The 26596-nt window shown below is 71.6% G+C and carries 25 protein-coding genes; 10 read left to right on the plus strand and 15 right to left on the minus strand.

The window, feature by feature from the left end:
- The first annotated feature begins 125 nt into the window (after window positions 1-125).
- Window positions 126-692, plus strand: a complete 567-nt coding sequence (locus tag ABT114_RS22765; protein WP_351144654.1) for a TIGR03086 family metal-binding protein — start codon at window positions 126-128, stop codon at window positions 690-692.
- Here the strand turns inward: ABT114_RS22765 and ABT114_RS22770 are convergent.
- Window positions 668-1507 (minus strand): GNAT family N-acetyltransferase, encoded by an 840-nt coding sequence (locus ABT114_RS22770; RefSeq protein WP_351144655.1) that lies wholly within the window; start codon window positions 1505-1507, stop codon window positions 668-670. The genes ABT114_RS22765 and ABT114_RS22770 overlap by 25 nt on opposite strands.
- A gap of 209 nt (window positions 1508-1716) precedes the next feature.
- Between ABT114_RS22770 and lon the strand changes: the two genes are divergently transcribed.
- A complete protein-coding gene (lon, locus tag ABT114_RS22775; RefSeq protein WP_351144656.1) occupies window positions 1717-4125 on the plus strand; it encodes an endopeptidase La in 2409 nt (802 codons plus the stop codon).
- Window positions 4126-4380: 255 nt separating this feature from the next.
- On the opposite strand, the gene ABT114_RS22780 is transcribed toward lon, so the two are convergent.
- Entirely contained in the window at window positions 4381-5202 is an 822-nt protein-coding gene (locus tag ABT114_RS22780; protein ID WP_351144657.1) for a lysozyme, read from the minus strand.
- A 229-nt stretch (window positions 5203-5431) separates the two neighbouring features.
- Here ABT114_RS22780 and ABT114_RS22785 point away from each other — a divergent pair, with 229 nt between their 5' ends.
- On the plus strand, window positions 5432-5926 hold the full coding sequence (locus tag ABT114_RS22785) for a MarR family winged helix-turn-helix transcriptional regulator (protein WP_351144658.1): 495 nt from the start codon (window positions 5432-5434) through the stop codon (window positions 5924-5926).
- Between the two features lie 27 nt (window positions 5927-5953).
- Here the strand turns inward: ABT114_RS22785 and ABT114_RS22790 are convergent, their stop codons facing one another.
- Window positions 5954-6739: a protein phosphatase 2C domain-containing protein gene (locus tag ABT114_RS22790; protein ID WP_351144659.1), complete on the minus strand. Its 786-nt coding sequence runs from the start codon at window positions 6737-6739 to the stop codon at window positions 5954-5956.
- A 368-nt stretch (window positions 6740-7107) separates the two neighbouring features.
- Here ABT114_RS22790 and ABT114_RS22795 point away from each other — a divergent pair, with 368 nt between their 5' ends.
- The 5 genes from ABT114_RS22795 to ABT114_RS22815 all read left to right on the plus strand — a co-directional run bounded on the left by ABT114_RS22795 (window position 7108) and on the right by ABT114_RS22815 (window position 12814).
- Window positions 7108-9933 (plus strand): sensor histidine kinase, encoded by a 2826-nt coding sequence (locus ABT114_RS22795; RefSeq protein ID WP_351144660.1) that lies wholly within the window; start codon window positions 7108-7110, stop codon window positions 9931-9933.
- Complete coding sequence (locus ABT114_RS22800; protein WP_351144661.1) at window positions 9930-10433, plus strand: roadblock/LC7 domain-containing protein; 504 nt, start codon at window positions 9930-9932, stop codon at window positions 10431-10433. The genes ABT114_RS22795 and ABT114_RS22800 overlap by 4 nt, the downstream gene beginning before the upstream one ends.
- The gene (locus ABT114_RS22805; protein ID WP_351144662.1) at window positions 10430-10861 is read left to right on the plus strand and encodes a DUF742 domain-containing protein; all 432 of its coding nucleotides are present in this window, start codon (window positions 10430-10432) and stop codon (window positions 10859-10861) included. The genes ABT114_RS22800 and ABT114_RS22805 overlap by 4 nt, the downstream gene beginning before the upstream one ends.
- Complete coding sequence (locus ABT114_RS22810; protein WP_351144663.1) at window positions 10842-11483, plus strand: GTP-binding protein; 642 nt, start codon at window positions 10842-10844, stop codon at window positions 11481-11483. Before ABT114_RS22805 ends, ABT114_RS22810 begins: the two co-directional genes overlap by 20 nt.
- Window positions 11484-11548: 65 nt before the next feature.
- On the plus strand, window positions 11549-12814 hold the full coding sequence (locus ABT114_RS22815) for a styrene monooxygenase/indole monooxygenase family protein (protein WP_351144664.1): 1266 nt from the start codon (window positions 11549-11551) through the stop codon (window positions 12812-12814).
- Window positions 12815-12874: 60 nt separating this feature from the next.
- Here the strand turns inward: ABT114_RS22815 and ABT114_RS22820 are convergent, their stop codons facing one another.
- From ABT114_RS22820 to ABT114_RS22835, 4 genes are all read right to left on the minus strand, one after another.
- The gene (locus tag ABT114_RS22820; protein ID WP_351144665.1) at window positions 12875-14017 is read right to left on the minus strand and encodes a C40 family peptidase; all 1143 of its coding nucleotides are present in this window, start codon (window positions 14015-14017) and stop codon (window positions 12875-12877) included.
- A 262-nt stretch (window positions 14018-14279) separates the two neighbouring features.
- The gene (locus ABT114_RS22825; protein WP_502988366.1) at window positions 14280-14561 is read right to left on the minus strand and encodes a DUF8847 domain-containing protein; all 282 of its coding nucleotides are present in this window, start codon (window positions 14559-14561) and stop codon (window positions 14280-14282) included.
- A gap of 189 nt (window positions 14562-14750) precedes the next feature.
- On the minus strand, window positions 14751-15449 hold the full coding sequence (locus tag ABT114_RS22830) for a TetR/AcrR family transcriptional regulator (RefSeq protein ID WP_351144667.1): 699 nt from the start codon (window positions 15447-15449) through the stop codon (window positions 14751-14753).
- A gap of 203 nt (window positions 15450-15652) precedes the next feature.
- Window positions 15653-16591 (minus strand): AurF N-oxygenase family protein, encoded by a 939-nt coding sequence (locus ABT114_RS22835; protein WP_351144668.1) that lies wholly within the window; start codon window positions 16589-16591, stop codon window positions 15653-15655.
- A 122-nt stretch (window positions 16592-16713) separates the two neighbouring features.
- Here ABT114_RS22835 and ABT114_RS22840 point away from each other — a divergent pair, with 122 nt between their 5' ends.
- On the plus strand, window positions 16714-17826 hold the full coding sequence (locus tag ABT114_RS22840) for a ferritin-like domain-containing protein (RefSeq protein WP_351144669.1): 1113 nt from the start codon (window positions 16714-16716) through the stop codon (window positions 17824-17826).
- Between the two features lie 47 nt (window positions 17827-17873).
- Here the strand turns inward: ABT114_RS22840 and ABT114_RS22845 are convergent, their stop codons facing one another.
- From ABT114_RS22845 to ABT114_RS22875, 7 genes are all read right to left on the minus strand, one after another.
- Window positions 17874-18389 carry a DUF3291 domain-containing protein gene (locus tag ABT114_RS22845; RefSeq protein ID WP_351144670.1) on the minus strand — a complete coding sequence of 172 codons (516 nt, stop codon included), beginning with the start codon at window positions 18387-18389 and terminating at the stop codon, window positions 17874-17876.
- 44 nt (window positions 18390-18433) lie between these two features.
- Window positions 18434-19891, minus strand: coding sequence for a penicillin-binding transpeptidase domain-containing protein (locus ABT114_RS22850; protein ID WP_351144671.1), 1458 nt, complete (start codon window positions 19889-19891; stop codon window positions 18434-18436).
- Window positions 19888-21297, minus strand: a complete 1410-nt coding sequence (locus ABT114_RS22855) for an FtsW/RodA/SpoVE family cell cycle protein (protein ID WP_351144672.1) — start codon at window positions 21295-21297, stop codon at window positions 19888-19890. Before ABT114_RS22855 ends, ABT114_RS22850 begins: the two co-directional genes overlap by 4 nt.
- Window positions 21298-21353: 56 nt before the next feature.
- A complete protein-coding gene (locus ABT114_RS22860; RefSeq protein ID WP_351144673.1) occupies window positions 21354-21764 on the minus strand; it encodes an SH3 domain-containing protein in 411 nt (136 codons plus the stop codon).
- 143 nt (window positions 21765-21907) lie between these two features.
- The gene (locus ABT114_RS22865) at window positions 21908-23170 is read right to left on the minus strand and encodes an ATP-binding protein (protein WP_351144674.1); all 1263 of its coding nucleotides are present in this window, start codon (window positions 23168-23170) and stop codon (window positions 21908-21910) included.
- A gap of 14 nt (window positions 23171-23184) precedes the next feature.
- Window positions 23185-23937, minus strand: a complete 753-nt coding sequence (locus ABT114_RS22870) for a hypothetical protein (RefSeq protein ID WP_351144675.1) — start codon at window positions 23935-23937, stop codon at window positions 23185-23187.
- 83 nt (window positions 23938-24020) lie between these two features.
- Complete coding sequence (locus ABT114_RS22875) at window positions 24021-24527, minus strand: protein-tyrosine phosphatase family protein (RefSeq protein WP_351144676.1); 507 nt, start codon at window positions 24525-24527, stop codon at window positions 24021-24023.
- 99 nt (window positions 24528-24626) lie between these two features.
- On the opposite strand from ABT114_RS22875, the gene ABT114_RS22880 reads away from it, so the two are divergent.
- Complete coding sequence (locus ABT114_RS22880) at window positions 24627-25433, plus strand: nuclease-related domain-containing protein (RefSeq protein ID WP_351144677.1); 807 nt, start codon at window positions 24627-24629, stop codon at window positions 25431-25433.
- A gap of 236 nt (window positions 25434-25669) precedes the next feature.
- Here the strand turns inward: ABT114_RS22880 and ligD are convergent, their stop codons facing one another.
- Entirely contained in the window at window positions 25670-26551 is an 882-nt protein-coding gene (ligD, locus tag ABT114_RS22885; RefSeq protein WP_351144678.1) for a non-homologous end-joining DNA ligase, read from the minus strand.
- Window positions 26552-26596 lie beyond the last annotated feature (45 nt).

The following is a 26596-nucleotide window of genomic DNA, read 5'->3' on the forward strand; positions in this document are numbered from 1 at the left end:
GTGACATGCCCGCTGTGAATCTGCTGGCATTGTGCGTGAGTTGCCTGTGAATGGCATTGCGGGCGTGTAGCGATGTCCTTGCGGGGGCGTGGAGACGGGCGCGCCACGGAACGGGGGAGGCTGACGTGACGGACGAGGTCCGGCAGATCGAACGGGCCGTCGTGGCCACCGGGCGCCTGGTCGCCGGTGTGACCGACGGCCAGTGGGTGAACGGCACACCGTGCGCGGAGTGGGACGCGAGAGCCGTCCTCAACCACACCGTGGGCGGCATGCGCATCTTCGCCGCCGAACTCGACGGCACCGACCCCGGCGCCGAGCACGAGTCGGACTGGCTGGGCACCGACCCGGCCGGCGCGTACGCCACCGCGGCCGGACTCGATCTCGCGGCCTGGCGGAGACCCGGTGCCCTGGACACCGTCGTCCACATCTCCCTCGGCGCCCTGCCGGGCCCCCTCGCGGCGATGGTTCACCTCACCGAGGTCTGCGTCCACGGCGTCGACCTCGCTGTCGCGACGGGGCAACGGGATCTGGTGGACGAGGAGTTGTGCGAGGAACTGCTGTCGACGATGCGGGGCATGGCCGGCTTCGACGCGTTCCGCGTACCCGGCGTGTTCGGCCCGGCGGTGCCGCCCCCGCCGGGCGCGGCACCGCACGGCCTGCTGCTGGCCTACCTCGGCCGGTCGGTGTCCTGACTCTGCTGGTCCGTGTCCTGACGCTGCCGGTCGCCGGGCGGTGACCACACGTACGGAGTCGTCGTGGTCACCGCCCGGAAGCCCAGCCGCCGCAGGATGGGCGCGCTGTCGTCGGAGGCGTCCACGTGCAGGTAACGGACACCGCGGGCGGCGGCGAGTTCGGCACGGGCGGCCACCAGGGCACGGTAGATGCCCTTGCCGCGCCACTCGGCGAGCGTCGAGCCGCCCATCAGCGCGGCGAACTCGGTGCCGGGGCGGAAGATCAGCCAGGCCGCGGAGACCACCTCGCCCTCCGCCTCGGCGACGAGGACCGCGATCTCGTCCGGGGTGCGCGCGACGCGCCGGATGAGGTCGTCGGCGATCTCGCTCAGGTCCAGGCCCCAGATGGCTGTCTCCAGGGCCGCTGTACGGTGCATGTCGGCATCGGCGGTGACCTGCCGCAACGTGACGCCGTCCGGCGGCGCGGGCGTTTCGACGGCCAGTTCCGCCACGGGACAGACGAGCACCGTCTCCTGCGTCTCGGGCTCGAAGCCCGCCGCGCGCAGGCGGTCCGTGAGGTCGGGCGGGGCGTCATGCCCGCGGACCTTCCACTCCACGGCCTTCCCGCGCGCCGCGAAGAAGTCCCGCTGCCGGATGATCAGTTCGTCGAGCTCCCGGCCATGCAGGCCGCCGAGGTCACGCGGGCCGGTGACGAAGCCGCGGTAGCCGAGGTCCATACGGAGCAGCGGGCCGTCGTACTCGTGCGCGACTCCGGGGGGCGGGGTGCGGCGCATCTGGGCGTCGTAGGCGTCGAGCAGGGTCTGCGTGTCCGTCATGGGGAGACGGTACGGGCAGTACGAGGCGGGGACACGCCCTTTCATGAGCCAGGTCCGGCGCCGACGCCGATGCCGACGCCGCGTCCACGACATCCTCGTCACCGAACCCGACCGTCGTGATCGCTCAGAGCGAACGTCGACCTGGGAACAATCAAGGACTGCCGTGCATTGAGTCGGCATAACTCAACTTGACTGCCTAGGGAGAGATCATGGCTTCGACGTCCACACCGCTCACCCTGCCTGTGCTGCCGCTCGACGACGAGGTCGTGCTGCCCGGAATGGTGGTGCCGCTGGACCTGAACGACGCCGACGTACGCGCCGCGGTGGAGGCCGCCCAGGCCGCCGCGCGGTCGGAGCCCGGGAAGCCCAGGGTTCTGCTGGTGCCGCGCATCGACGGTGCGTACCCGGGGACGGGTGTGCTCGGCACGATCGAGCAGGTCGGCCGGCTGGCCGACGGCGACCCGGGCGCGCTGATCCGCGGCCGCGGGCGGGTGAGGATCGGTGCCGGGACGACCGGGCCGGGCGCCGCCCTGTGGGTCGAGGGGACGCGTATCGACGAGAGCGTGCCGGAGCCGCTGCCCGGTCACGTCGGCGAGCTGGTCAAGGAGTACAAGGCCCTCGCCACCGCCTGGCTGCGCAAGCGCGGCGCCTGGCAGGTCGTGGACCGTGTGCAGGCCATCGACGACGTCTCCGCGCTCGCCGACAACTCCGGCTACTCGCCTTTCCTGACCACCGAGCAGAAGGTGGAGCTCCTCGAGACCACCGACCCGGTGGCGCGCCTCAAGCTCGCCACCCAGCAGCTGCGCGACCACCTCGCCGAGCAGGACGTGGCCGAGACGATCGCCAAGGACGTCCAGGAGGGCGTCGACAAGCAGCAGCGGGAGTTCCTGCTGCGACGCCAGCTGGAGGCCGTGCGCAAGGAGCTGCGCGAGCTGAACGGCGAGAAGGACGGCGAGGAGTCCGACGACTACCGCGCCCGTGTCGAGGCCGCCGGCCTTCCCGAGAAGGTCCGTGAGGCCGCCCTCAAGGAGGTCGACAAGCTGGAGCGGTCGAGCGATCAGTCGCCCGAGGGATCGTGGATCCGCACCTGGCTCGACACCGTCCTCGAACTGCCGTGGAACGAACGGACCGAGGACCAGTACGACATCCAGGGCGCCAAGGCGGTCCTGGACGCCGAGCACGCCGGTCTGGAGGACGTGAAGGAGCGGATCACCGAGTACCTGGCGGTGCGCAAGCGCCGTACCGACCGGGGCCTCGGTGTCATCGGCGGCCGCCGCGGCGGTGCCGTGCTGGCGCTCGTCGGCCCGCCCGGCGTCGGCAAGACCTCGCTCGGCGAGTCCGTCGCGCACGCGATGGGGCGGAAGTTCGTGCGGGTCGCCCTCGGTGGCGTCCGCGACGAGGCCGAGATCCGCGGGCACCGGCGTACGTACGTCGGCGCGCTGCCCGGTCGTATCGTCCGCGCGATCAAGGAGGCCGGGTCCATGAACCCGGTGGTCCTGCTCGACGAGATCGACAAGGTGGGCTCCGACTTCCGCGGCGACCCGGCCGCGGCCCTGCTGGAGGTCCTCGACCCGGCGCAGAACCACACCTTCCGCGACCACTACCTGGAGGTCGAACTCGACCTGTCCGACGTGGTGTTCCTCGCCACCGCCAACGTGCTCGAAGCCATCCCGGAGGCCCTGCTCGACCGTATGGAGCTGGTCCGCCTGGACGGCTACACCGAGGACGAGAAGGTCGTCATCGCCCGTGACCACCTCCTCCCGCGCCAGCTGGAGCGGGCGGGGCTCGGCAAGGACGAGGTGACCCTGGACGAGAGCGCGCTGCGCAAGCTCGCCGGCGAGTACACGCGTGAGGCGGGTGTCCGTACCCTCGAGCGGTCCATCGCGCGGCTGCTGCGCAAGGTCGCGGCCCAGCACGAACTGGGCGAGCGGAAGCTGCCGTTCACGATCACGGACGGCGACCTGCGCGCTCTGATCGGCCGGCCGCACCACGTGCCCGAGTCCGCGCAGGACCCGGCCGAGCGCCGTACGGCCGTCCCTGGTGTCGCCACCGGGCTCGCGGTCACCGGCGCGGGCGGTGACGTCCTGTTCGTCGAGGCGTCGCTGGCCGACCCCGAGACGGGCGCGGCGGGTCTGACCCTCACCGGTCAGCTGGGTGACGTGATGAAGGAGTCGGCGCAGATCGCGCTGAGCTTCCTGCGGTCGCACGGCGCCGAGCTCGAACTGCCGGTCGCCGACCTGAAGGACCGGGGCGTGCACATCCACTTCCCGGCGGGCGCGGTCCCCAAGGACGGCCCGAGCGCCGGCATCACGATGACGACGGCACTCGCGTCGCTCCTGTCCGGCCGCCTGGTCCGTACGGACGTGGCGATGACCGGCGAGGTCTCGCTGACCGGCCGGGTGCTGCCGATCGGTGGCGTGAAGCAGAAGCTGCTCGCCGCGCACCGGGCGGGTGTCACCACGGTGATCATCCCCAAGCGCAACGAGCCCGACCTGGACGACGTCCCGGCGGAGGTGCTGGAGAAGCTGGACGTGCACCCGGTGACGGATGTGCGCCAGGTGCTCGAACTGGCCTTGGCCCCCGCCTCCGCGGACGTGGAGGTTCCGGTCGCGGCGTGACGGACGCGTCCGGATGACGAAGGCCCGGGTCCCCTTGGGGGCCCGGGCCTTCCGCGGCCGCCGGCACCGGGCAGCGGATGCTGTGGCTGGACGGCACGACCGGCTGCACGAACCTCGTGAAGCGGGACAGGCCCGCGGGCAAGTGCTGATCCGATCCGAGGGCTGATCCGAGATCTGGTCCGAGATCTGATCCGACCTTCCGAACGCAACGGCCGGGCTCCCGTGGGAGAGGCCCGGCCGTTGTCCCGTGCGGGCTCAGCCGTTGGCCAGTGCGACCACCCGGTCCAGGGCCCCGTTGAACTTGTCGTGGTCCCCGACCGTCGCTCCTGACGACGTGTACTGCCACATCGTGTAGTACGACCAGCCGGCCGGCAGCGTCCCCACTTCGGATGCGTACCGGGCGATCCACAGCGGGTTGGTGGACGCGAAGCCGCTGTAGTTGCCGGTGCACTGGGTCCACCAGGAGGTGGCCGTGTAGATCACGGCGTCGCGGCCGGTGCGGGACTTGTAGGTGTTCAGGAAGTCCGCGATCCAGGTGACCATCGCGCTGGTCGTCTTGCCGTAGCAGGCGGCGCCGTAGGGGTTCCACTCGATGTCGAGGGCGCCCGGGAGTGTCTTGCCGTCCTTGGACCAGCCGCCGCCGTGGTCGACGAAGTAGTTGGCCTGGGTGGCGCCGCTGGTGGTGTCGGGGGTGGCGAAGTGGTACGCGCCGCGGATCATGCCGACGTTGTACGAGCCGTTGTACTGCTGGGCGAAGTACGGGTTCGTGTAGTACGTGCCTTCCGTGGCCTTGGTGTACGCCCACTTGGCCCCGCTGCTCCACAGGGTCGACCAGGCGACGTTGCCCTGGTAGCTGGCGACGTCCACGCCTTCCGTCTGGGTGGCGTCACCGGAGACGGGCGTGCCGTCCTGGCCGTCGTGGGCGAGGACGCCCATGCCCATGCTGGCGGAGCCGCGGGCGGGGACGTCGGCGGCTTGGGCGGAGCTGGGGATCGTGAGGGACAAGGCGGCGAGGAGGAGCGCGACGGCGGCGGTGGCGGCGCGCGGACGGATGGAGCCGGGTCTGTGTACGGGCATGACGTGCCTCCGAGGCTTGGTGGTGCGAGGAGGGGCCGGATCACCCACAACGGTGGCGTGGGCATGCCATGCGGTGCCTGGTGAAGAAGCTACGCCCGTAGACCGGACGCTGGGAAGGGGGTCCGGAGGCTGCCGTTGGTCTACGCCTGCGAAATACTGGCGGAGCTGGGGGGATGACGGATTTCGGCGAGAACTTTCACGAACGGGAAACCGGATCAGGGGTGCTGACGTGCACGAGGACGGAAACGGCGACGCACATCGAGGCGAAGCGCGGACGTCGTGGAGTAGTGGTGCGGACCAGGAGTTCCTGTCCCTTGAGCGCGAGTTGACGATGCTGCTGCGGCGCGCCCGGGCCAACCAGGGCGAGATGGCCCGCGAGGTCCATCCGGACCTGGAGCCCGCCGCGTACGGGCTCCTCGTACGGCTGGAGGAGTGCGGCCGGCAGCGTGCCACGGAGCTCGCCGGCTACATCGGCGTCGGCAAGGCGACCATGTCCCGCCAGCTGCGCGCCCTGGAGGAGCTCGGCCTGGTCACCCGCGAGCCGGACCCGGCGGACGGCCGCGCCTGGCTGGTGGCCCTCACCCCGGAAGGCCGCAGCCGGGTCGGCAAGGTGCGCGAGGCCCGCCGAGCGCGCTACGTGAACCAGCTCGCCCACTGGGAACGCGGCGAGGTCGCCGAGCTGGCGCGACTGCTGCACCAGCTGAACCGGGGGATGGAGAAGTAGCGGTCCCTTCCCCCGGCCTACGGGCCCCTACAGCTCCACGTACACGGCCGTCGCGTCGTCGTGCGTCTTGCTCCGGCCCAGGAACCGACGGTCGGTGTCCGCCAGTTCCAGCGCGCGGACCTGGTCCACCAGGGCCTGCGGCCCCTCCTTCTGTACGAGGGCGAAGCAGTCCGCCCAGTCGCCCTCCCGGAACTTCTCCACCCAGCGCGCCGCCCCGTCCGTCAGCGCGGCCAGGGCGCGGACCTCGGTGCGGGGCAGGGTGCCGGTCACCGCGCGGGCGGCCGCCGTGGGATCGGCCGCCGCGGTGAAGAAACCGCCCTCCTTGTTGCGGACGGTCGCGTCCACGATCGCGTCGGTGGCGAGGGCGGAGCGGGGCAGGCGGGCGATGCGGTCGTCCAGGACGGGGGTGACCGTGCCGTCGGGGGACTGGAGCAGGAGGGCCGAGTCGGAGAGGACCAGGTACTCGACCGTGTCCTGGGACCAGCGGGCTAGGACGACGGTGGCCTGCGGGGTACGCGGGTGAGAAAGGTCACAGGTGTCCGCGTGGGCCTCGGCGGTGCGGGCGATGGCGCGGGCGAGAGCCTCGGACAGTGGGACATCCGGGAGGGAAACGGTCAGTTCGGTCAGGGCCCCGCCGAGGCGCGCGGTGTACCAGGGGACCGAATGCAGACAGCCCGTCGCGCTCGGCGGTGGCGTCACGCCGTCCAGGGTGACGAGCGAGCCGCCCTGTCCGGAGGCGGGTAGTCCGACGCTCGCGAAGTCCTCGTTGGGGTGCGCCCGGTGGCCGGGCTCCGACACAAGTTCCGTACGCATTCGGCCAGTCTGCACCACCCCTTCACAAGGTGCGCGAAAGGCTGGCATCAGTCGTTGGATTGACGCACCGTTGCAGGTCAGGCGCCTGGTTTGGGGTGGAATGGCGCACTCCGGGAAGGCGTGGCGGCGAATACTGCCAAAGCCTGCCGCCCACGTCCAACCGGCCCGCCGGGCAGGGCCGTCGCACGCGCCATGAAAACTTGCCCGCCAACTCCCCTCCGATGTTCACTCCTTCGGGTGGCGGGTCGGGCGATGCAAGAACACCGCCCACCGGCACTGGGAGGGTCGGGAGCCGTACCGGTTGTACGAGCCGCATGACGGAACGTCATCCGGGCCCATGAGCACACGAGTCAGGAATGCGAGCACCGGTGCAGAAGACGCGGCCTCGGCGCACAGGCAAGAAGTCGGCCTCCGAGGAGGGCGCGCAGAGCACCCCTGTCGGCAAGGGCCGCCCCACCCACGTACGCAACCGGCTCGTCGTCGCCGTAGCCGTCGTGGCCGCCGCCATCGCCGGGGCCGGAGCCCCGTCGGTGCTGGCCGCCTCCGGGCAGCTCAACGACTCCCAGGAGCTGGTGACGCTGGCCGGGCAGACCCAGGATGCGCTGGTGCTGGCCCACTCGCTCGCCGACGAGCGGGACGAGGTCACCGCCTACGTCGCGGCCGGCCGGCCCAGGTCCAAGGCGCCCTCGGAGCGGCGCAGCGCCCGGGTGGACCGGCTGGTGGAGGAGCTGCGCGCCGACACCGACGCGCCCGCCTCGCTGCGTGCGGACCTTGACGACGTCGCGTCCGTGCGCAGAGCGGCGCTCACCGGAAAGAGCAGTGCTCTCGAAACGCACGAGGCCTACTCCACCGCCATCACCGAACTCCACCGGCTCGCCGAGCAGCTGGCCGAGCAGATGCCCGCCCGCGCGGGCTCCGGCGCGTACGCCCTCGCCGAGCTCGACTCCGCCGTCCAGCAGGCCGCGGCCACCCACGGGCTGCTCCTCGCCGCGCTCAACGTGCCGACGACCACCGAGTCGGTCATCAGCCCCACCACCGGCCTGCTGACCACGGTCCGCGTCTCCTCCGACGCCGACACCAAGCAGCGCGACGCCCTCACGGCCGCCGCCCAGCAGGCCCGGCTGCGCTCCGACGCGGCCCTCGCCGACTTCCACGACACCGCTCCGAAGTCGTCCGTCACCTCCTACGACTCCACGGTCACCGGACCCGAGGTCGAAACCGCCGACAAGTACCTCGCCAAGCTCACCGACCAGCCGGAGCTGTCCGACGGCGAACTCGCCACCAGCCTCAAGAAGCTCGACGCGGCCCTCACCGCCCGCGTCGACCTGATGCGCGGCGCGGAGTCCTCGCTCTACGACCACCGCACCAAGGACCTCGCCCAGCTGCGCGACGACGACGTCACCGCGCTGGAGATCCGCGTCGCCGTCCTCGGCGCGCTGCTGCTGCTCGCCGTCGGCATCGCCACGGCCATGGCCCGCTCCCTCACCCAGCCGCTCTCCGTGCTGCGCCGCGGTTCGGCCCGGCTGGCGCAGGCCGAGAACCTGTCGGCCGAGGAGCCGGTGAAGTTCACGGGACGCAACGACGAGTTCGCCCAGGCCGTCCGCTCCGTCAACGCCCTGCACGCGCACGCCGTCGCCTTCCACGAGCGCATCGCCACCCTGGAGGCCGACCGCAAGCACCTCGTCGGCGAGCGCCAGAAGATGGCCGACGCCCGCGAGGAGCTGCGCGCCGAACTTGCCGACTCCGCCGCCCAGCTGGGGCAGCTGCGCACCAGCATCGGCGGCACCTTCGTCAACCTCGCCCTGCGCACCCTCGGCCTCGTCGAGCGGCAACTCGCCGTCATCGAGGGCCTGGAGGAGCGCGAGCAGGACCCCGACCGCCTCGCCACCCTCTTCAAGCTCGACCACTTCGCCACGGTCATGCGCCGGCACAGCGAGAACCTCCTCGTGCTGGCCGGTACCGAGCACATCCAGCAGCACGTCGGGCCCGTCCCGCTCGTCGACGTCGTACGGGCGGCGGTCAGCGAGATCGAACGCTACGAACGCGTCCGCATCGCCGCGCTGCCGCCGCACGCGCACCTCGCCGGCTTCGCCGCCGACGACCTGTCGCACCTGCTGGCCGAACTCATGGAGAACGCCACCTCGTTCTCCCCGCCCGACCTGCCCGTCGAGGTCTCCGCCTGGCTCCTGGAGAACGGCGAGGTCATGCTCTCCGTCCACGACGAGGGCATCGGCATGACCGACGAGCGGATGACCCGCCTCAACTCCCGCCTCGCCGACTTCGACCCGGAATCCCCCTACGACCAGGAGGGCGAGGAGGGTCTCGGGCTCGGCCTGTACGTGGTGGCCCGGCTGGCCCACCGGCACGGCGTGCGCGTGCAGCTGCGGGAGCAGAAGCAGGGCGGCATCGCGGCCGTCGTCGTCCTCCCGCAGTCCCTGCTCGCGGCGGCCACACCGGCCGCCGTCCCGACGGCCACGCCGTCCGCCGACGGCACCCACGCGTACTCCCTGCCGGGCGCCGACGCGGAGGCCAACTCCAACGTGCTGCGCGGCCGCTCGGGCGGCGGGGACCCGCTGGTGACGCTGGCGGAGCAGGCGGTACGGGGCGCGGAGCGGGATGCGGCAGAGGCCGTACGGGAGGTGGCGGAGCCGGAAGCACCGGTCACCGTGCCCGAGACGCCCGCCGAGACCACGATGGAGCTCCTGATCCCGGTGCCCGCCGCCGAAGCGGATCCGCCCCCCGACCAGCCCATGCCCGTCGAGCCCGGAGAGCCCGGAGAGCCCGGAGAGCTCGTAGAGCCCGGACAGCGCGGAGAACTCGTAGAGCCCGGACAGCCCGTAGAGCCCGTAGAGCCCAGCGGCTCCACCGCCGACCCCTACGCCATCGGCCCCGAAGCCCATGAGCGCACCCCGGACGAGACGGCGGAGCCCGTCACCAGCAAGGGGCTGCCCAAGCGCACCCCGAAGATCTCCACGCCCGTTCAGGCGCCGCAGCAGCGCAGCGGATCAGTCGACGCCGAGGCGCTGCGTCGCCGCCTCGGTGGTTTCCGCCGGGGGGCAGAGGCCGGGCATCGTGACGTGGCGGCGGAGGTCGCCGAACAGACGGCCCGGAACCAGGTGCCTGCCCCATCGGCCGCACCGACAGCAGACGCCGAAGAAGCCACGGGGGGCACCGTCGAGGAGGCAAGCAGTTGACCGCGCCCAGTACCTTCGGCCTGAGCAGCGAAGCCCGTAACCTGCACTGGCTGCTGACGAACCTCGTGGAGGAGGTGCCAGGCATCCAGTCGGTCGCGGTGGTCTCGTCCGACGGCCTGCTGCTGCTCTCCTCCGACCCGGGCCGCATCGCCGCGGCCCGCGAGGCACGCGGGGAGAGGCCCACCGGCCCGCGCGGTTCCTCCGCCGACCTCGCCACCATCGTCTCCGGCATCGGCAGCCTCACCGTCGGCGCCGCCAAGCTGATGGAGTTCGGCGGGGTCAGGCACACGATGGTCGCGATGGACGAGGGCAGCCTGTTCGTGATGTCGATCAGCGACGGCTCGCTGCTCGGCGTCCACGGCTCCGCGGACTGCGACATGAGCGTCGTGGCGTACCACATGGCGCTGTTCGTGGGCCGCGCCGGCCATGTCCTGACCCCCGAACTCCGCAACGAGCTACGAAAATCCCTGGAGACCGAGTCGACGAGGAGCGCCCGATGACCACCGCGCCCGGGAACTCCAGGCCGCACCTTCCGGTCCGCGGCGGCGACCGCAAGGCCGCCCGCGTCCGCCCCTACTCGCTCACCGGCGGCCGTACCCGCTTCGGCCATGTCCTCCTCGTCGAGACGTTCGTGGCGAGCACCGCCGCGCTCGAAGCGCCGGAGGAGCGCAAGGAACTGACGAAAGGTTCCCTCAATACCCGGGTCATGCCGGAGATGCGGGCCATCGTCGAACTGTGCCGCCGTATGCGCACGGTGGCCGAGATCGCCGCGCTGCTGAAGATGCCGCTCGGTGTGGTCCGCGTGCTGCTGAGCGACCTCGCGGACCAGGGAAAGATACGCGTGTACGGAACCGGTACCGGCCACGGCGTCGGCCGGCCGGACCGCGCTCTGCTGGAAAGGGTGCTGAGTGGACTCCGTCGTCTCTGACGCCGCCGCCTCTGGCGTCTCCCCGTTCGTCGAGCCGGACGGGCCGTTGCAGCCCTGGCAGACGGACCGCACCCGCGCCCCCGTCGCCACGAAGATCGTGGTCGCGGGCGGCTTCGGCGTCGGCAAGACCACGCTGGTCACGGCCGTCTCGGAGATCACGCCCCTGCAGACGGAGGCGCTGATGACCGAGGCCAGCGAGGAGACCGACGACCTCACCGCCACGCCCGGCAAGCTGACCACCACCGTGGCGATGGACTTCGGCCGCCTCACGCTCGACGAAGACCTGGTGCTCTACCTGTTCGGTACGCCGGGCCAGCAGCGGTTCTGGTTCATGTGGGACGACCTGGTGCGCGGTGCGATCGGCGCGGTCGTGCTGGCCGACACCCGCCGACTGAAGGACTGCTTCCCCGCGTTGGACTACTTCGAGAGCTGCGGGCTGCCGTACGTCGTCGCGGTCAACCACTTCGACGGCAGTGACCGGTTCGAGCCGGAGGACGTGCGGGAGGCGCTCACGATACCCGCGCACATACCTGTAATGATCATGGATGCGCGCCGCCGGATCTCGGTGATCGAGACCCTCCTGGCGCTCGTCGGCCACGCGCTCGACGAGACCCCCGAGTAGCCCCCGAGCCCCCCGAGCAGCTCGCGTAGTCCCCGAGAAGTCGCGATTTAGGAGCCACCACCCGCATGCGGAAGATACTCGTCGTCGGAGCCGGCCAGTCCGGTCTCCAGCTCGCCCTCGGACTCCAGTCGCACGGGTACGAGGTCACCCTGATGTCCAACCGGACGGCGGATGAGATCCGCTCCGGCAGGGTCATGTCGACGCAGTGCATGTTCGACACGGCACTGCAGCACGAGCGCGATCTCCAGCTGAACTTCTGGGAGCCCCAGGCCCCGAAGATCGAAGGACTCGGCGTCTCGGTCGCGGCCCCCGGCTCGCACGACCCGGGGCCGACACAGCGCGCGATCGACTGGGTGGGCAAGCTCGACGGGTACGCGCAGTCGGTGGACCAGCGGGTGAAGATGGCCGGCTGGATGGAGACGTTCGCGCAGCGCGGCGGCCAGCTGGTCATCCACGGCGCGGCGGTCGGCGACCTCGACTACTTCTCCCGTACGTACGACCTGGTCCTCGTCTCGGCGGGCAAGGGGGAACTGGTCTCGATGTTCGGCCGGGACGCCGCCCGCTCCCCGTACAGCGAGCCGCAGCGCGCCCTCGCCGTGGCGTACGTCCATGGTCTGGGCCCGCGCGCGGAGCACCCGGAGTTCGACGCGGTCCGCTGCAACCTGGTCCCGGGCGTCGGCGAGCTGTTCGTCATGCCGACGCTGACGACCTCCGGCCGCGCCGACATCCTGTTCTGGGAGGGCATACCCGGCGGCCCGCTCGACGTCTTCGCCGGCGTGAAGGACCCTGCCGAACACCTCTCCCTGACCCTGGAGCTCATGGAGAAGTTCACGCCCTGGGAGTACGCGCGGGCCACCAAGGTCGAGCTCACGGACGCGGGCGGCACCCTCTCCGGCCGCTACGCCCCCACCGTCCGCAACCCCATCGGCCGCCTCCCCGGCGGCGGCCTGGTCCTGGGCGTCGCCGACGTGGTCGTCGCCAACGACCCGATCACGGGCCAGGGCTCCAACTCGGCGTCCAAGTGCGCGGCCGCGTACCTCGCCTCGATCATCGAGCACGAGGACAAGCCGTTCGACGAGACCTGGATGCAGTCCACCTTCGACCGCTACTGGGACACCGCCCAGCACGTCACCAAGTGGACCAACGCGATGCTCTCCCCGCCGCCGGAGCACATCCTCAACCTCATCGGCGCCGCCGGCCAGCTCCAGCCGGCCGCCGACCGCTTCGCCAACGGCTTCAACGACCCGTCCGACTTCGAGAACTTCTTCTACGAGCCGGAGAAGACGGGCGCCTACCTGGCGGAGGTCGCCGGGGCGACCGCCGGCGCGTAGCCCTCGCGCCCGCGCGGCCGCGCGGCTCCCCGCATCGCGTCGAGTCGGAGACGACCGGGCCTACAAGGCAGTGGCCGCCTCCGGCGCCACCGCGGGCGCGTAACCCTCGTCCGCCCCGTCCATGGCGTGGGCGGGGAGCTTCGGCGGGATGTAGCGCTGTAGGGGCTGCCCGCCGGGGTCGGGGCGTACGGCGCCCAGGACCGGGTTGGCCGCGATCGGGGAGACCTTCACCTTCGCGCCCGGGCGGGGCGCCTGGACCACCAGGCCGCCCCCCAGGTACATCGCGACGTGCGTGGCCTCGGGGAAGTACACGACGAGGTCACCGGGGCGCAGCTCGCCCAGCGGGATCCGGGGGAGCCCCGCCCACTGCTCCTGGCTGGTCCGGGGGATGGCCGTCCCGGCATCCCTCCAGGCCTGTGAGGTCAGCCCCGAGCAGTCGTACGACTGCGGGCCCTCCGCACCCCACTGGTACGGCTTCCCCAGCTGCCGCACCGCATAGAGCACGGCCTCCTCGCCCTCCCGCGTCGGCTTCCGCTCGCTGCTGAGCGCACCGGAGGTCATGAGCGTGTCCTGCGCCTTCGCGATCCCGCTCTTCTCGAACTCGGCCAGCGCGGTCAGCTGGTCGGCGCGGAGCGAGACGAGCAGCTTCTCGATGTCCGCGAGCCGTCGGTGTACGTCGTCGCGTTCCTTCTTCTGCCGTTCGGCGAGAGCGAGCTGTCTGTCGAGGGCGGCGCGCGCCTTGCGGGCCACCTCACGGCTCCGGTGCTCGTTCCCGGTCAGCCGCCCCACCGTTTTTGCCCGCTCCCGCGCCAACTGCCCGATCACATGCCCCTCGTCGAGCGCGTGCTGCGGGTCACGGGCGAGGAGGAGGCGTACGTAGGGGGAGATGTCGGTGCTGCCCTGGTACTGCTGGCGGGCCAGCCGCCCCGCCGCGCCTTGGCTCTCGTGCAGGGACAGCCGCGCCCGGCCCAGCTCGGCGTCCAGCCGGCCGACCTCCGCGCGCTGCTTCTTCAGCTGCTCCTCGGTGGCGTTGTAGGTCTCGGTGGCCTTCTCGGCCTCCCGGTACACCCGCTGAAGGTCCGTCAGCAGATCCGCGACGGACCGCTCCCCGGGCTCCGGGGCAGCCGCCGTGGTGCCGGGCGTGAGGGCGAGCTGCGCCGCCACCGCGGCCGTACACGCCAGACGCAGGACTCTTCCTGACACGACATCACCTCCGATGCGGGGCGGGCGTCCCGTCTGCTCATCCTTTTATCGCGAGCATCAGACGCGCGTGGGCGGCTCGCGCGCAGGTTGTGCGCGGACCGGCGCAACAGGGTCACTCGTGCGTGTCGCCCGACTTGCCATGCGGCGTGGCGTCTGGATCGGGTCCGGCTCGGCGTCTGGATCGGAGTCCGGCCAGGAGTTCGGTGGGCGCGACCAGCCCCCGCAGGCCCGCAGGATCGTCACCGCGCTCCCAGCGGAGCGCTCAGGCGTCCGGCTGGGCGTCCGGTTTGGACCAGGGCCATTTCGGTCGGCCGCTCTTCTTCCCCTCGGGGTCGAACTCGTACTTCCAGCCCTGCTGGAGCCCGAGCCGTTTGCTCTGCCCCCGGGGCACCCGCCGGTAGACCAGTACGGTGGGCGGTCCGCCGGCCGCGTCCGGCACGGGGATGCGATACGTCTTGGGCGGATGCCCGGTCGGCCCGAGCAGAACGGGCAGCACACGCCCGTCCATGGGGCCGCCCTCGAAGGGGGTGTCTTGGCTCTTCACGGCACCAGTGTCAGCCATCCGCCGCTGGGCCTCTCCAGCGGATCATGCCGGAGACGCGGGGCATGGCACGCACATCTGCCGCGTTGTCGTCGGTTGCCGACTCCCCCACTCTCGGCTTCGCTCGAGCGGGGGGACCCCCATCGCGTCGACGCCCTCCTCCGCCTTGCAGCTGCACGCACCATGCCCCGCTCACCCGTGCTCTTGAGGCGCTGCAGCTTTCCTCCGACCTGATCCGCCGGACAGGCCCAGGACACCGTGCACGAGCGCCTCGGTCTGCGGATCCCGCCGGGCCGTGACCGTCAGGACGGCGACGAACTGCTCCACGAGCCAGTCCCGCAGCTCGTCGGCGGGCGGCTCCTTGTCCTCGTCGAGCCAGATGAGCGACGCCGCCTCCACCGCGGTGATCCACATCCGGACGGTCATCCGCAGCCGGGGCCCGGGGTCCGGGACGCCGAGGTGGCTGAGAATGTGCTCGGCGGCCGCCCGGCGGACCCCGTCCACGATGGCGGTGGTCCGGGACGTCTCCACCACGCTCCCGCCCTGGAGCAGCGCGCTGAAACCGGCGTCGTGCCCGTCGACGAAGGCGAGATAGCGGTCCAGGGCACGGGCCAGCCGGGGCAGGAGCGGGCCCTGCCGGGGCTCGTCGAAGCAGAGCCGGAGCTCGTCGGCGGCGGACCTGAGGGCGGCCTCGTAGAGCTGCTGCTTGCCGCCCGGGAAGTACCGGTACACCAGCGGGCGTGAGACCCCGGCCGCCTCCGCCACGTCGTCCAGCGACACCTCCTCGGGCGCCCGGTGCGCGAAGAGGGACAGCGCGGCGGCGAGCAGCTGACGGCGACGCTCCTCGACGCTCAGGCGACGGTAGGCGGGGGTGGGAGCGGAGGGGGTCATGACCGGCAGCGTAATCGCCGTGGCCGCGGGCAGTCGTACCGCCGGGGCGGCCCCTGCGCCGGCGGCCCCTGCGCCGGCGGCCCCAGCGTCCGCGGCCCCTGCGCCGGTGTTCCCTGCGTCGGTGTTCCCTGCGTCGGCGGCCCCTGCGTCGGCGGCCCCAGCGTCCGCGGCCCCTGCGCCGGCGATCCCCGCTCCGGTGATCCCTATGCCAGCAACCCCGACGACCTCCACAACCGCCGCCCGACCCCCCGCAGCACTCCGATGTCGTCCAGGAAGTCCGTCAGCCGCTTCGCCCCCGTCTGCATGACCTCCCGCCGATGCCCACTGGCCTTCACCTGCGCCATCGCCTCTCGCTTGTCCAGCCCCACATTCGTGTAGACCTCGGGATTGACGAACGCGACCGAGAACACCCGCGCGAACTCACCGGAGGTGACCCGCGTGAACTCCTGGGACCACTTCGGCGCGGTCACCATCTGCCGGCGCAGCTCCTCGCGGGCGTACCGCACATGCCGTGCCTCCTCCACCACGTGGATCCGCGTCACGCCCCGGATCAGCGGCTGCACCCGCTCGTCCGGGAAGGTCAGCCGCTGCATCCAGTCGAGGACCTCCTCGCCGAGCAGGGTCGCCGTGAAGGACCCGGGCGTGGTGGAGATCGTCTTGAACAGCCGTCCCAGGTGCTGGTGCGCCCGGCTCACCGGGTACCAGGGCGTCTCGCCCCGCGCGATCAGCCGCGCGAACATCTTCGAGTGCCGGCACTCGTCCTCGATCTCGGTCAGCGCGTACCGCACGTGCGCGCTCGTCGCCGCCTTGTCGTAGATGTGCCGCACCAGCAGCTGCATGAGGATGATCTCGAACCAGATCCCGAGCGAGGCGAGCGCGGCCGCCTCGTGCTGGGAGAGCAGGATCCGCTGCTCCTCGCTCATCCGCTGCCACATCGGCGTGCCGTACAGCGACACCAGCTCCGGCGGCCAGAACCACTTGCCCTCCTCGAAGGGGGCGTCCCAGTCCAGTTCCCGGTCCGGGTCGAAGGAGTGCTTGGCGGAAGAGGCGAGGAGCCGCTCGGCCACCTGCTCGCGGTCCTTGAGCAGCCCGAGCGCGTCGCGCAGCCCGTCGAGCGCGTCGGCTTCCGTCAGGGTCGTCATGGCTGTTCCACCTTGTTACCCGGGGTCACATCTACGGCACTTATGAGACTGCCTGTCAGCAAGCCCGTCAATCCCTTGCACATGACTTGTTGACTCGGCGTCTACGTGTGAGCCTGCGAGGTATGCCGACCTATGAGCTCTATGCCAAGGACCCGGGAGACCCTCTCTGGCAGGTGCCGGCCGGCGGCGCGGCCCGTTTCAGCTGGGAATACGACGACGGCCGTGACCGCCTGCTCGCCCTTTACCAGAAGGGCAAGGACAAGCAGTGGGACGGGCAGCAGCGGATCGACTGGGACCTGGAGGTCGATCCGTACGACCCGCTCGGCACGCCGGACGAGGCGATGACCCTGTACGGGACCCCGTACTGGGCGAAGATGACCGACCGCGACAAGGGTGAGCTGCGCCGGCACTTCGCGTCCTGGCAGTTCAGCCAGTTCCTGCACGGCGAGCAGGGCGCGATGGTCTGTGCCGCGCGCATCGTGGAGTCCGTCCCCGATCTGGACGCGAAGTTCTACTCGGCGACCCAGACCATGGACGAGGCCAGGCACGCCGAGATCTACGGCCGTTTCCTCCACGAGAAGATCGGGATGCTCTACCCGATCAACGACAACCTCCGCTCCCTCCTCGGCGACACCCTCCGCGACAGCCGTTGGGACATGCCCTACCTCGGCATGCAGGTCCTCATCGAGGGCCTCGCCCTCGCCGCCTTCGGCATGATCCGCGACACCACGAACAAGCCGCTGCCGAAGCAGATCCTCGCCTACGTCATGCAGGACGAGGCCCGGCACGTGGCCTTCGGCCGCATGGCGCTCAGGGACTACTACCGGCAACTGAGCGACGCCGAACTGCACGAACGCGAGGAGTTCGTCATCGAGGGCTGCTACCTGATGCGCGACCGGCTGCGCGGCGTCGAGGTCCTGGAGAACTTCGGCATCCCGAAGGCCGAGGCGGAGGAACTGAGCGAGCGGTCCGAATTCCTCCACCTCTTCCGCCAGTTGCTCTTCAGCCGCATAGTCCCCTGCGTCAAGGACATCGGCCTGTGGGGCAAACGCCTCCAGCAGGCCTACGTCGACATGGGCGTCTTCGAGATGGGCGACTCGAACCTGGACCTGCTGATGGCTCAGGACGAGGAGATCGCCGAGCAGCTCGACGCGGAGCGATTCGCGGCGGAGGAGCGGGAGCGGGTGGCGGAGGTGGAGGAGGCGATCGAGGAGGGCCAACGCCTCAGCGATTGATCACTCGATCGAGTCGAGATCGACCTCACCGCGATCAACCGCCGCCGCTAGACCCCGCAGCCCAGCCCCTCCGGCAGCTCGCCGAGCACCGGTGCCGATGCCCCCGCCGGGAACGACGTCCGCAGAGTGAACGCGTACGCCGTCGCCCCGTGCGCCCGCAGATGGCGCAGCCGGTCCTCCGCCTCCGCGACCGTCGGCCGGTGGCCCGCCGGTACCCACCACAGGGCCGCCATCGCTTCCTCGACCCGTTCGAACCACTCGCGGCGGCGGGCCAGCAACTCCCGGTGCTGTCCCCGGTACATGAAGGCGGTCAACGCGTTGGTGTCCCGCCATACCGACATGTTGATGATCAGCCAGTCGTCCCCGAAGACGGCGATGTCCGTCGCGTCCCCCGAGTCGCTCTGCAACCGCCAGACGAACCCGTCCGCCGCGTCGGCGACGGCGTTCACGGGGTCGAGGGCGTCGACGAAGTCCTTCAACTCGGGGGAATCCAGCGGGAACTTGAGGCGGGCGATGTTGACCTGGGCGAGTTCGTACACAGCTGCGGCTGCGGCTTCAGTCATGGGCGAAAGGTAGGACAAACCTGTACGGCTCCGGAACCCCCGTCTCATCCGGCGAGCACCGCCTCCATCACCGCCCGCGCGATCGGCGCCGCGTCCCCGCCCCCGCTGATCTCCCCGCGGTTCGCCGACGCGTCCTCCACCACCACCGCGACCGCGACCTTCGGCTCCATCTCCCGTTCGTCCTGCGCCCAGGACACGAACCAGGCGTACGGAATCCCGGAGTTGCCCACGCCGTGCTGCGCGGTACCCGTCTTGCCGCCGACGATCGCGCCGGGGATCGCGGCGTTCGTGCCGGTGCCACTCTCCACCACGTCGGCCATCAGTTCCCGCATCCGCCACGCCGTCGCCGGGTGCATCACCTGCCGCGCGGGGCGTGAGCCCGCCGTCGCCACCGTGCTGCCGCTCCGGCGGGTGGTGCGCTCCACCAGGTACGGCGGCCGCACCTGCCCCCCGTTCGCCACCGCCGCCGCGACCATCGCCATCTGCAACGGCGTGGCCCGCGTGTTGTACTGGCCGATCGACGACAGCGCGAGCTGCGCCCGGTCCACCGAGGTGTCGAAGGTGCTCGTCGCCACCGAGAACGGGATCCTCAGGTCCGTGTCGTTGAAGCCGAAGGCCTGCGCCGTGGCCGCCATGTCGTGCGCCCCCACGTCCACGCCCAGCTTCGCGAACACGGTGTTGCACGACCACTCGAACGCCTCCCGCAGCGGAGCGTCCTTGCAGCCGTCGCCCTCGTTCGTCAGGCGCGTCCTCGTCCCGGGCAGGGTGTACGGGGCAGGGGAGTCCGTCGGCGCGTCCACGTCCGTGATCACGCCCGCGTCCAGCGCCGCCGCCGCGGTGACCACCTTGAAGGTCGAACCCGGCGGATACGTCTGCCGCACCGCCCGGTTCAGCATCGGCTTGTCCGGGTCGCCGTTCAGCCGCGCCCAGGCCGCCTTCGCCGCCGGCCCGTTCCCCGACAGCTCCGCCGGGTCGTACGACGGCGCCGACACCAGCGCAAGGATCCGCCCGGTCGACGGCTCGATCGCCGCCACGGCACCCTTGCGCCCGGCCAGCCCCTGGTACGCCGCCCGCTGCGCCGCCGGACGGAGGGTGGTGACGACCTTGCCGCCGGGGGGCCGGCCGCGCGTGAGGTCGTTCCACAAGGGGAACGGCGCGAGCAGCGGGTCGGTGCCCGACAGCACCCCGTCCTCGGCGTGCTCCAGCAGCGTCGTGCCGTACTCCTGGGAGGCGAAGCCGGTGACGGGCGCGTACAACGCACCGTCCCTGTACGTGCGTTCGTAGCGGAGTTGCTCGTGCGTGTCCCGGGAGCCGGTGACCGCCTCGCCGCCGACCAGGATGTCGCCGCGCGGCTGGCCGTAACGGGCGATCACGGCACGGCGGTTGGCCGCGTTGTCGTCATAGGGTCCGGCCTGGAAGAGCTGGACGCGGGTGGCGTTGACGAGCAGCGCGATCAGCAGCAGGGCGCAGAAGGCGGCGGCGTGCCGGATGTACTTCGTCACGGTGTCACCTGACCGTCGTACTGACTGCGGGCCGAGTCGCTCACCCGGATCAGCAGCGCCACGATCGCCCAGTTCGTGACCACCGACGAGCCGCCCTGCGCCAGGAACGGCATCGCCATGCCGGTCAGCGGGATCAGGCCCGTCACCCCGCCCGCGATGACGAACACCTGGAGCGCCACGATCGAGGCGAGACCGACCGCGAGCAGCCGGCCGAACGGCTCGCGCAGGGCGAGGCCCGCCCGGTAGCCGCGCTCCACGAGGAGGCCGTAGAGGAGGAAGATCGCGGAGAGGCCCAGCAGGCCCAGCTCCTCGCCCGCCGTGGCCAGGATGAAGTCCGACTTGGCCGCGAAGCCGATGAGGATGGAGTGGCCGAGGCCGAGGCCCGTGCCGAGCATCCCGCCCGCCGCGAAGGCGAAGAGGGACTGCGCCAGCTGGTTCGGGCCCCGCCCCGCCTCGATCGTCGCGAACGGGTCCAGCCAGTCCTCGACCCTGCTGTGCACATGCGGCTCCAGCCAGCCGACGGCGACCGCGCCGAGCGCCGCGAGCAGCAGGCCCACCGCGATCCATCCGGTGCGGCCGGTGGCGACGTAGAGGAGGACGACGAACAGGCCGAAGAACAGGAGCGAGGTGCCGAGGTCGCGCTCCAGGACGAGGACGCCGACGCTCAGCAGCCAGATGCCCACGATCGGGCCGAGTACCCGCCCGGTGGGGAGCTGGATCCGCTTGAACCTCCACACCTGGCGGCCGGAGTAGGCCAGGGCGTTGCGGTTGGCGGCCAGGTACGCGGCGAAGAACACCGCCAGCAGCACCTTCGCGAACTCGCCCGGCTGGATGGAGAATCCGGCGATCCGGATCCAGATACGGGCGCCGTTGACGGCCGGGAAGAAGATCGGGAGCGTGAGCAGGACGAGGGCGGCGACCACGCAGACGTAGGCGTACCGCTGGAGCACGCGCTGGTCGCGCAGGAACAGGGCGACGGCGATGAACAGCGCCACGCCGAGGGTGGACCACACCAGCTGGGTGGGCGCGGCCCGTTCGCCAGGGGTCTCCAGGTCGAGGCGGTAGATCAGCACCAGCCCGAGTCCGTTGAGCAGCACACCGATGGGCAGGAGGAGGGGATCGGCGTACGGGGCGCGCAGCCGCACCGCCACATGCGCGAACAGCGCGAGCACACCGAGCCCGGCGCCGTAACCGGCAGCGCCGGGCGGGACGGTGCCGTGTCGGGCCAGGCCGACGGCACAGTACCCGTACACGGACAGCAGTACGGCGATGACGATGAGGGCAAGTTCGATGCCACGGCGCCGGGGGAGGCGTACCGCGGGAGCGGGTGCCTGGGCTGCTACGGCGGTTCCGGTCCCGGTTCTGCTTCCGCTTCCGGTTCCGGATCCTGTTCCGGCTGGGGTCATGTCCGGAACATACCCAAATACAATTCCTTATCCGTCTTGGCCTGTCTTGCCTGGGGTCAGCACCAGCGCGGCGCGGGGCCGATGTTGTCGATGTAGCGTGCCGGGCCCCACGCCCAGGTGCCGTCCGTCAGGAGGTACCAGAGGGGGTTGCCCCGCACGTTGTCGCCCGCGGTCTTGCAGAAGATCGAGACGATCTCGCCCTCGCGGGCGCGCCGGATCACCTGGCTGCCGCGGTCCGGCCGACTGCGCAGCAGCAGACCGCCGCGGGCGGTGACGACGCCTGTGTACAGGCGGGGGTCGCGCTGGTCGCCCTGCTGGTCGAATGCAACCGGCGGCCGGCTGGAGCCCGGGTCGCCGCCCTCCCTGACGTCGTCGTCGGCGGCGGCAGGCGTGACGGCGGCGGTGACGGCGAGCGCGCCGGCGGCGGTCGCGATGGCGAGACGGGCGAGGGCGGAGCGCGCGGACATCGCTGGATACCTCCGTGAACGGGGCGAAGCTGACTCATCGCCACATATTGCTACGTTAGGAGCAGTGCATCACCGGCGCCCGCCACGTTGCGCCATCGGGGAGCGCCATCGGGGACCGGTATCGGGGAGCGGTCGCAACCCGTTCACCCGAGACCCGCGTCCCCCGCCGTCGCCGCCTGAGGGAGCGTCAGCCGGGCCACCGCCCCGCCGTCCGGGGCGTTGGTGAACTCAAGGCGGGCGCCCAGTACCTCCGACTGGCCCAGGGCGATGGTCAGACCGAGGCCGTGGCCCTTGGCGCCGCCCTCCGTACGGAAGCGCTGGGGGCCGTGCGCCACGAGGTACTCCGGATAGCCGTCGCCCTGATCGCGCACGGTGACGGCCGGCCCGTCCACGGTCAGCACCACCGGCGTCCGCCCGTGCCGGTGCGCGTTCGCGACGAGGTTGCCCAGCACCCGCTCCAGGCGCCGCCGGTCGGTCTCCACGCGCGCGTCCCGTACGACCCTGACCTCCGTGTCCGTGCCGGAGCCCCGTACGACCCGCTCGGCCAGCGCGCCCAGCTCCTCGGTGTCCACCTCCAGCCGCTCCCGCCCGGTGTCCAGCCGGGAAATCTCCAGCAGGTCCTCGGTGAGTGTGCGCAGCGCCGCCACCCGGTCGCGCACCAGCTCCGTCGGCCGCCCGGGCGGCAGCAACTCGGCCGCCGCGTGCAGCCCCGTCAGCGGGGTGCGCAGCTCGTGGGCCACGTCCGCGGTGAACCGCTGCTCGCTCAGCAGCTTGCTCTGCAGTGACGACGCCATGGTGTCCAGCGCGGCGGCGACCGCGGCCACCTCGTCCTGCGGTCGCGTCGGGTCCTTCGTCCGGGGATCGTCCACGCGCGCGTCCAGGTCGCCCGCACTGATCCGCCGGGCCACCCGCGCCGTGGCGTGCAACCGCCGGGCCACCCGCGTCACCGCGAACGCCCCCACCAGCACCGTCGCCCCGATCGCCAGCCCCGACGACCACACGATCGCCCGGTCCAGACCCGCTATGGTCCGCGCCTGCTGCGCGTAGTCGACCTCGACGGCCAGCGCCCGGCCGCCGTCGGCGGGCCCCGCCGCCCACATCGACGGCCGACCGCCGTGGTCGGCGACCATCGTGCCGCGCTTCCCGGCCGCTGCCAGCGCCCGCAGCGGCGCGGGCAGCCCCTCCGGGTCGACACCGGCGCCCGGCAGCAGCCTGTCCCCGGCCTCGTACGCCTCCGTCGCGTCCGTCAGCCGGGACAGTGCGAGGTCACGGGCCTGGCCGACGGTCTGGTCCGTCACCTGGACGTGCACGAGGACGCCGAGCAGCGCGGCGAGCGCGCAGCACATCACGATGATGAACACCGCCGCCTTCACCGCCAGGGTCCCGGCCCACTGAGGGAGCCTCATCGAGCTCATCGCTCTCATCGCGAGCTCGCCGAGGCGGAGGCCGAGGCCGAGGGCTGGGGGGACCGGGACCGTTGGGGGGACTCCTGGGGGAACCGGGTGCCTCCGCCGGTGCGCAGCATCTCGTCGTGCGTCAGCAGCATCGCCTTCTGTTCCGCGTCCCAGGTCCACTGGAGGCGGTACTCGTAGCCCGCGACCTCCGACGGCGAGCGGACGATCACGGACCGCCCCGCCAGCTCGACCGCGCTCAGGGCGTCCTCGTAGGACATGACCTGCACCAGCCGGTGCTTCTCGACGGTGTAGACGCGTACGGCCGTCAGCTCGCCGGGCAGCAGCCGGAAGCCCAGCGCCAGGTCGTCGTGCCCGTCGCCGGTCAGATCCCGGTAGTACGGCTGGAGGACGGGACACCCGTCCGCACCTTCCTGGCAGTCGGTCATCCGGCTCGCCGTCCCCCGGTACCGTGCCTTGTCGCCCTGGTAGTCGCCCGGGTCGGCGGCGATCTCGGCCCGCACGACCGCCACCGGATCCACCGTGCGGATGTCGTCGCCCGGTACGGTCACGCCCTTCACGATCTTCGTCTCCGCCTCGTCGAAGTCGAACGCGGGCGAGGACGCCGGCGGCAGTTCCGGCCAGAGCCGGGCCGGGCTGTTCGCGGTCGGGGCCGCCCCGGCGCCGCGCAGCCCGCCCGTGTCACCGCAGGCCGTCACCGTCACCGACAGCACGGCAGCTGTGACGGCGAGGGCAGTGCGTGTGGGTCGGCTGAGGGGCACGGAACTCCTGCGGCTAGGGACGACTGGACCCCGGAGACGTTATTGACGGGAAAGTTGGGAAAGTTCTCTTTGTGCACTCTGCTCTACTCGGCGAGCTCCTCCAGCAGCCGGGCCGTCGACAGACCGGCCCGCAGGTACTCGACGAACAGTTCGTTGTGCAGCGCCCAGGGGGAGCGCCGGGACCGTATCAGCCGGATCGCCTCGTCGGCCGAGTACCCCCGCCGGACCAGCGCGTGCGCGACGACGAGCCCCGAGCGGTTGTAGCCGTGATAGCAGCGGACGAGGACCCTGCGGCCCTGGTCCAGCGCGTCGCTCGCGGCCTGCGCCAGCCGTATCACGCCCGCGAGCTGCGTCCCGTCCAGCGGTCCGTCGGGGATGGGCCACACATGGTGCTCGACCGCGGAATCGGGCCCGTGCCCCGGCAGCCGCAGCAGGGTCTGCACGAGATCGAACTCGTCCCCTACGACCGCGAACTCCAGTTGCCCGGAACGGCCCCGGAACTCGTGCCCGCCCATCCACAGCCCGGGCACGATCTCGCTCCACGGGCTCTGCGGTGCGGGTACGTCAGGTTGCTTTCTGCGGGTCCGCAACGGCGTCCTCCCCAACCGCCCAGCCAACTCCTTCCAAAGGTAGCCGGGTTCTTGCCCCTGGAGCACCCTGCCTGTTCCATGGTCAGGGGGTGATGGTGCATGAGCGGACTGCGCGTCGTACCGACCTGGCGGCACGGCCGGGAACGGCTCTACGTCTGTTTCCCGGACGGCCGGAACATCGCCTGGTACGACCGTGAGGCGGCCCGGGTCAACCTGCTCAGCGAGGATCGCCGGGAGGACGTACTCGAAGCCCTGGGTCCCTTCCTGACCGGCCCGGTTGCGGTGGGCCCGCCCCCGGTCCCCACCCCCGCCGAGCTGGCCCGGCTCTCCCTCCACCCGGACGACGACCTGGCCCCCAACCGCCCCGGCGAGGCACTGCTGGTGGCCCTCGACCGGGATCCGGCCGCGTCCCACCGGCTGCTGCGCCCCGACCCGCGCCGCCGGGCGCTCGAGGCGGAACAGACGGTCGGCGAGGCACTGGACCGCCTGGACGGCGCGGGCTGGCACACCCTGCACTCCGTCCCGCTGCCCGGCGGCGACCGCGTCCACCACCTGGCCATCGGGCCCGCCGGCCTGTTCGCGATCCACGCGCTGTACGCCCGTAAGCAGCGGGTCGTCGTCGCCGATCCCATGGTCACGCTGGGCCGGCGCGAGCCGCAGCCACTGCTGCGCCGCGTCCGCGCCGACGCCGACCGCGCGTCCTACGCCCTGACCGCTGAGGTTCACCCCGTGCTGGCCCTGGTGGGCCCGACCGGGCTGCGCCTCACCACCCCGCCCCGCGAGGTCCGCGTCCTCACGGACACCGGCCTCGCGGACCTGGCCCGCCCGGGCGGGGTGCTCAAGCCGGCGGACGTGGAGGCACTGCACGCGATGGCGCGGGACCGGCATACGTGGTCGCGGGTGTGAGCGCTGCCGCCCCGGAGCCTCTGGGCGGCGGGCCGGCATGGTTCGGTCAGGGCACCGGGCCGGCAGGCTTCGGTCAGGGCGGCGGGCCTGCGTGGTCTGGTCGGGGCGGCGGACGGGCACGCTTCGGTCAGGGCGGCGGGCCGGTTTGGTCTGGTCGGGGCACCGGGCCCGGCAGGCTTCGGTCAGGGCGGCGGGCCTGCGTGGTCTGGTCGGGGCGGCGGACGGGCGCGGTTCGGTCAGGGAAGCGGACCTGCACGGTCCGGGTCGAGGACCGGGGCGAGCAGATCGCCGTAGTCCTGCACGCGAGGCGCGATGTCCTGCGCCCTGAAGGCCAGCTGCGCGGGCGCCCCGCACTCCTCCACCTCGCCCCATGTCACGGGCGCCGACACCAGCGGCTCCGCCCGCGCCCGCAGCGTGTAGGGAGCCGCTGTCGTCTTCCGTGCGGCGTTCTGGCTCCAGTCGACGAACACCTTCCCGGGCCGCAGGCTCCGCGTCATCCGGTGGACGACCATCCGTGGCATCGCCCGCTCCGCCTCGACGGCGAGCTCCTTGGCGTACTCCGACACCCGCTCGGACGGCGCCCCCCGCACCGCCGCCACCAGATGCAGCCCCTTCGACCCGGAGGTCTTGGCATACGCCTCGATGCCGTCGTCGGCCAGCCGCTCCCGCAGCCACAGCGCGACCTCACAGCACTCGACGACGCTGGCGGGCGCCCCCGGATCGAGATCGAAGACGATCCGGTCGGCAAGCTCAGGCTCCTGGACGACCCACTGAGGGGTGTGGAACTCGGTGACGAGGTTGGCGGCCCACATCAGGCTGGCCAGATCCTGCACGAGCACCATCCGGGCCGGCCCCTCCGACCTGGGCACCTCGGCGGTGGTGACCCACTCGGGCGTACCCGGCGGCACGTTCTTGGTGAAGAAGACCTGCCCGTCGGGCCCGTCCGGGTACCGCAGGAAGGAGACCGGCCGGTCACGCAGATGGGGCAGCAGGACGTCGGCGGTCGTCGCGTAGTAGTGCAGCACCTCGCCCTTGGTGAACCCGGACGCCGGATACAGCACCTTCTCCAGATTGCTGAGCGCGAGCCGTCGCCCCTCCACCTCTGTGATAGGCGTCATACGATGAGAATCCCACGAATATCGCGCATCTCATGACAAACGGTG

The organism is Streptomyces sp. NPDC002088, from assembly GCF_040296605.1.
In the GTDB taxonomy this organism is placed as follows: domain Bacteria; phylum Actinomycetota; class Actinomycetes; order Streptomycetales; family Streptomycetaceae; genus Streptomyces.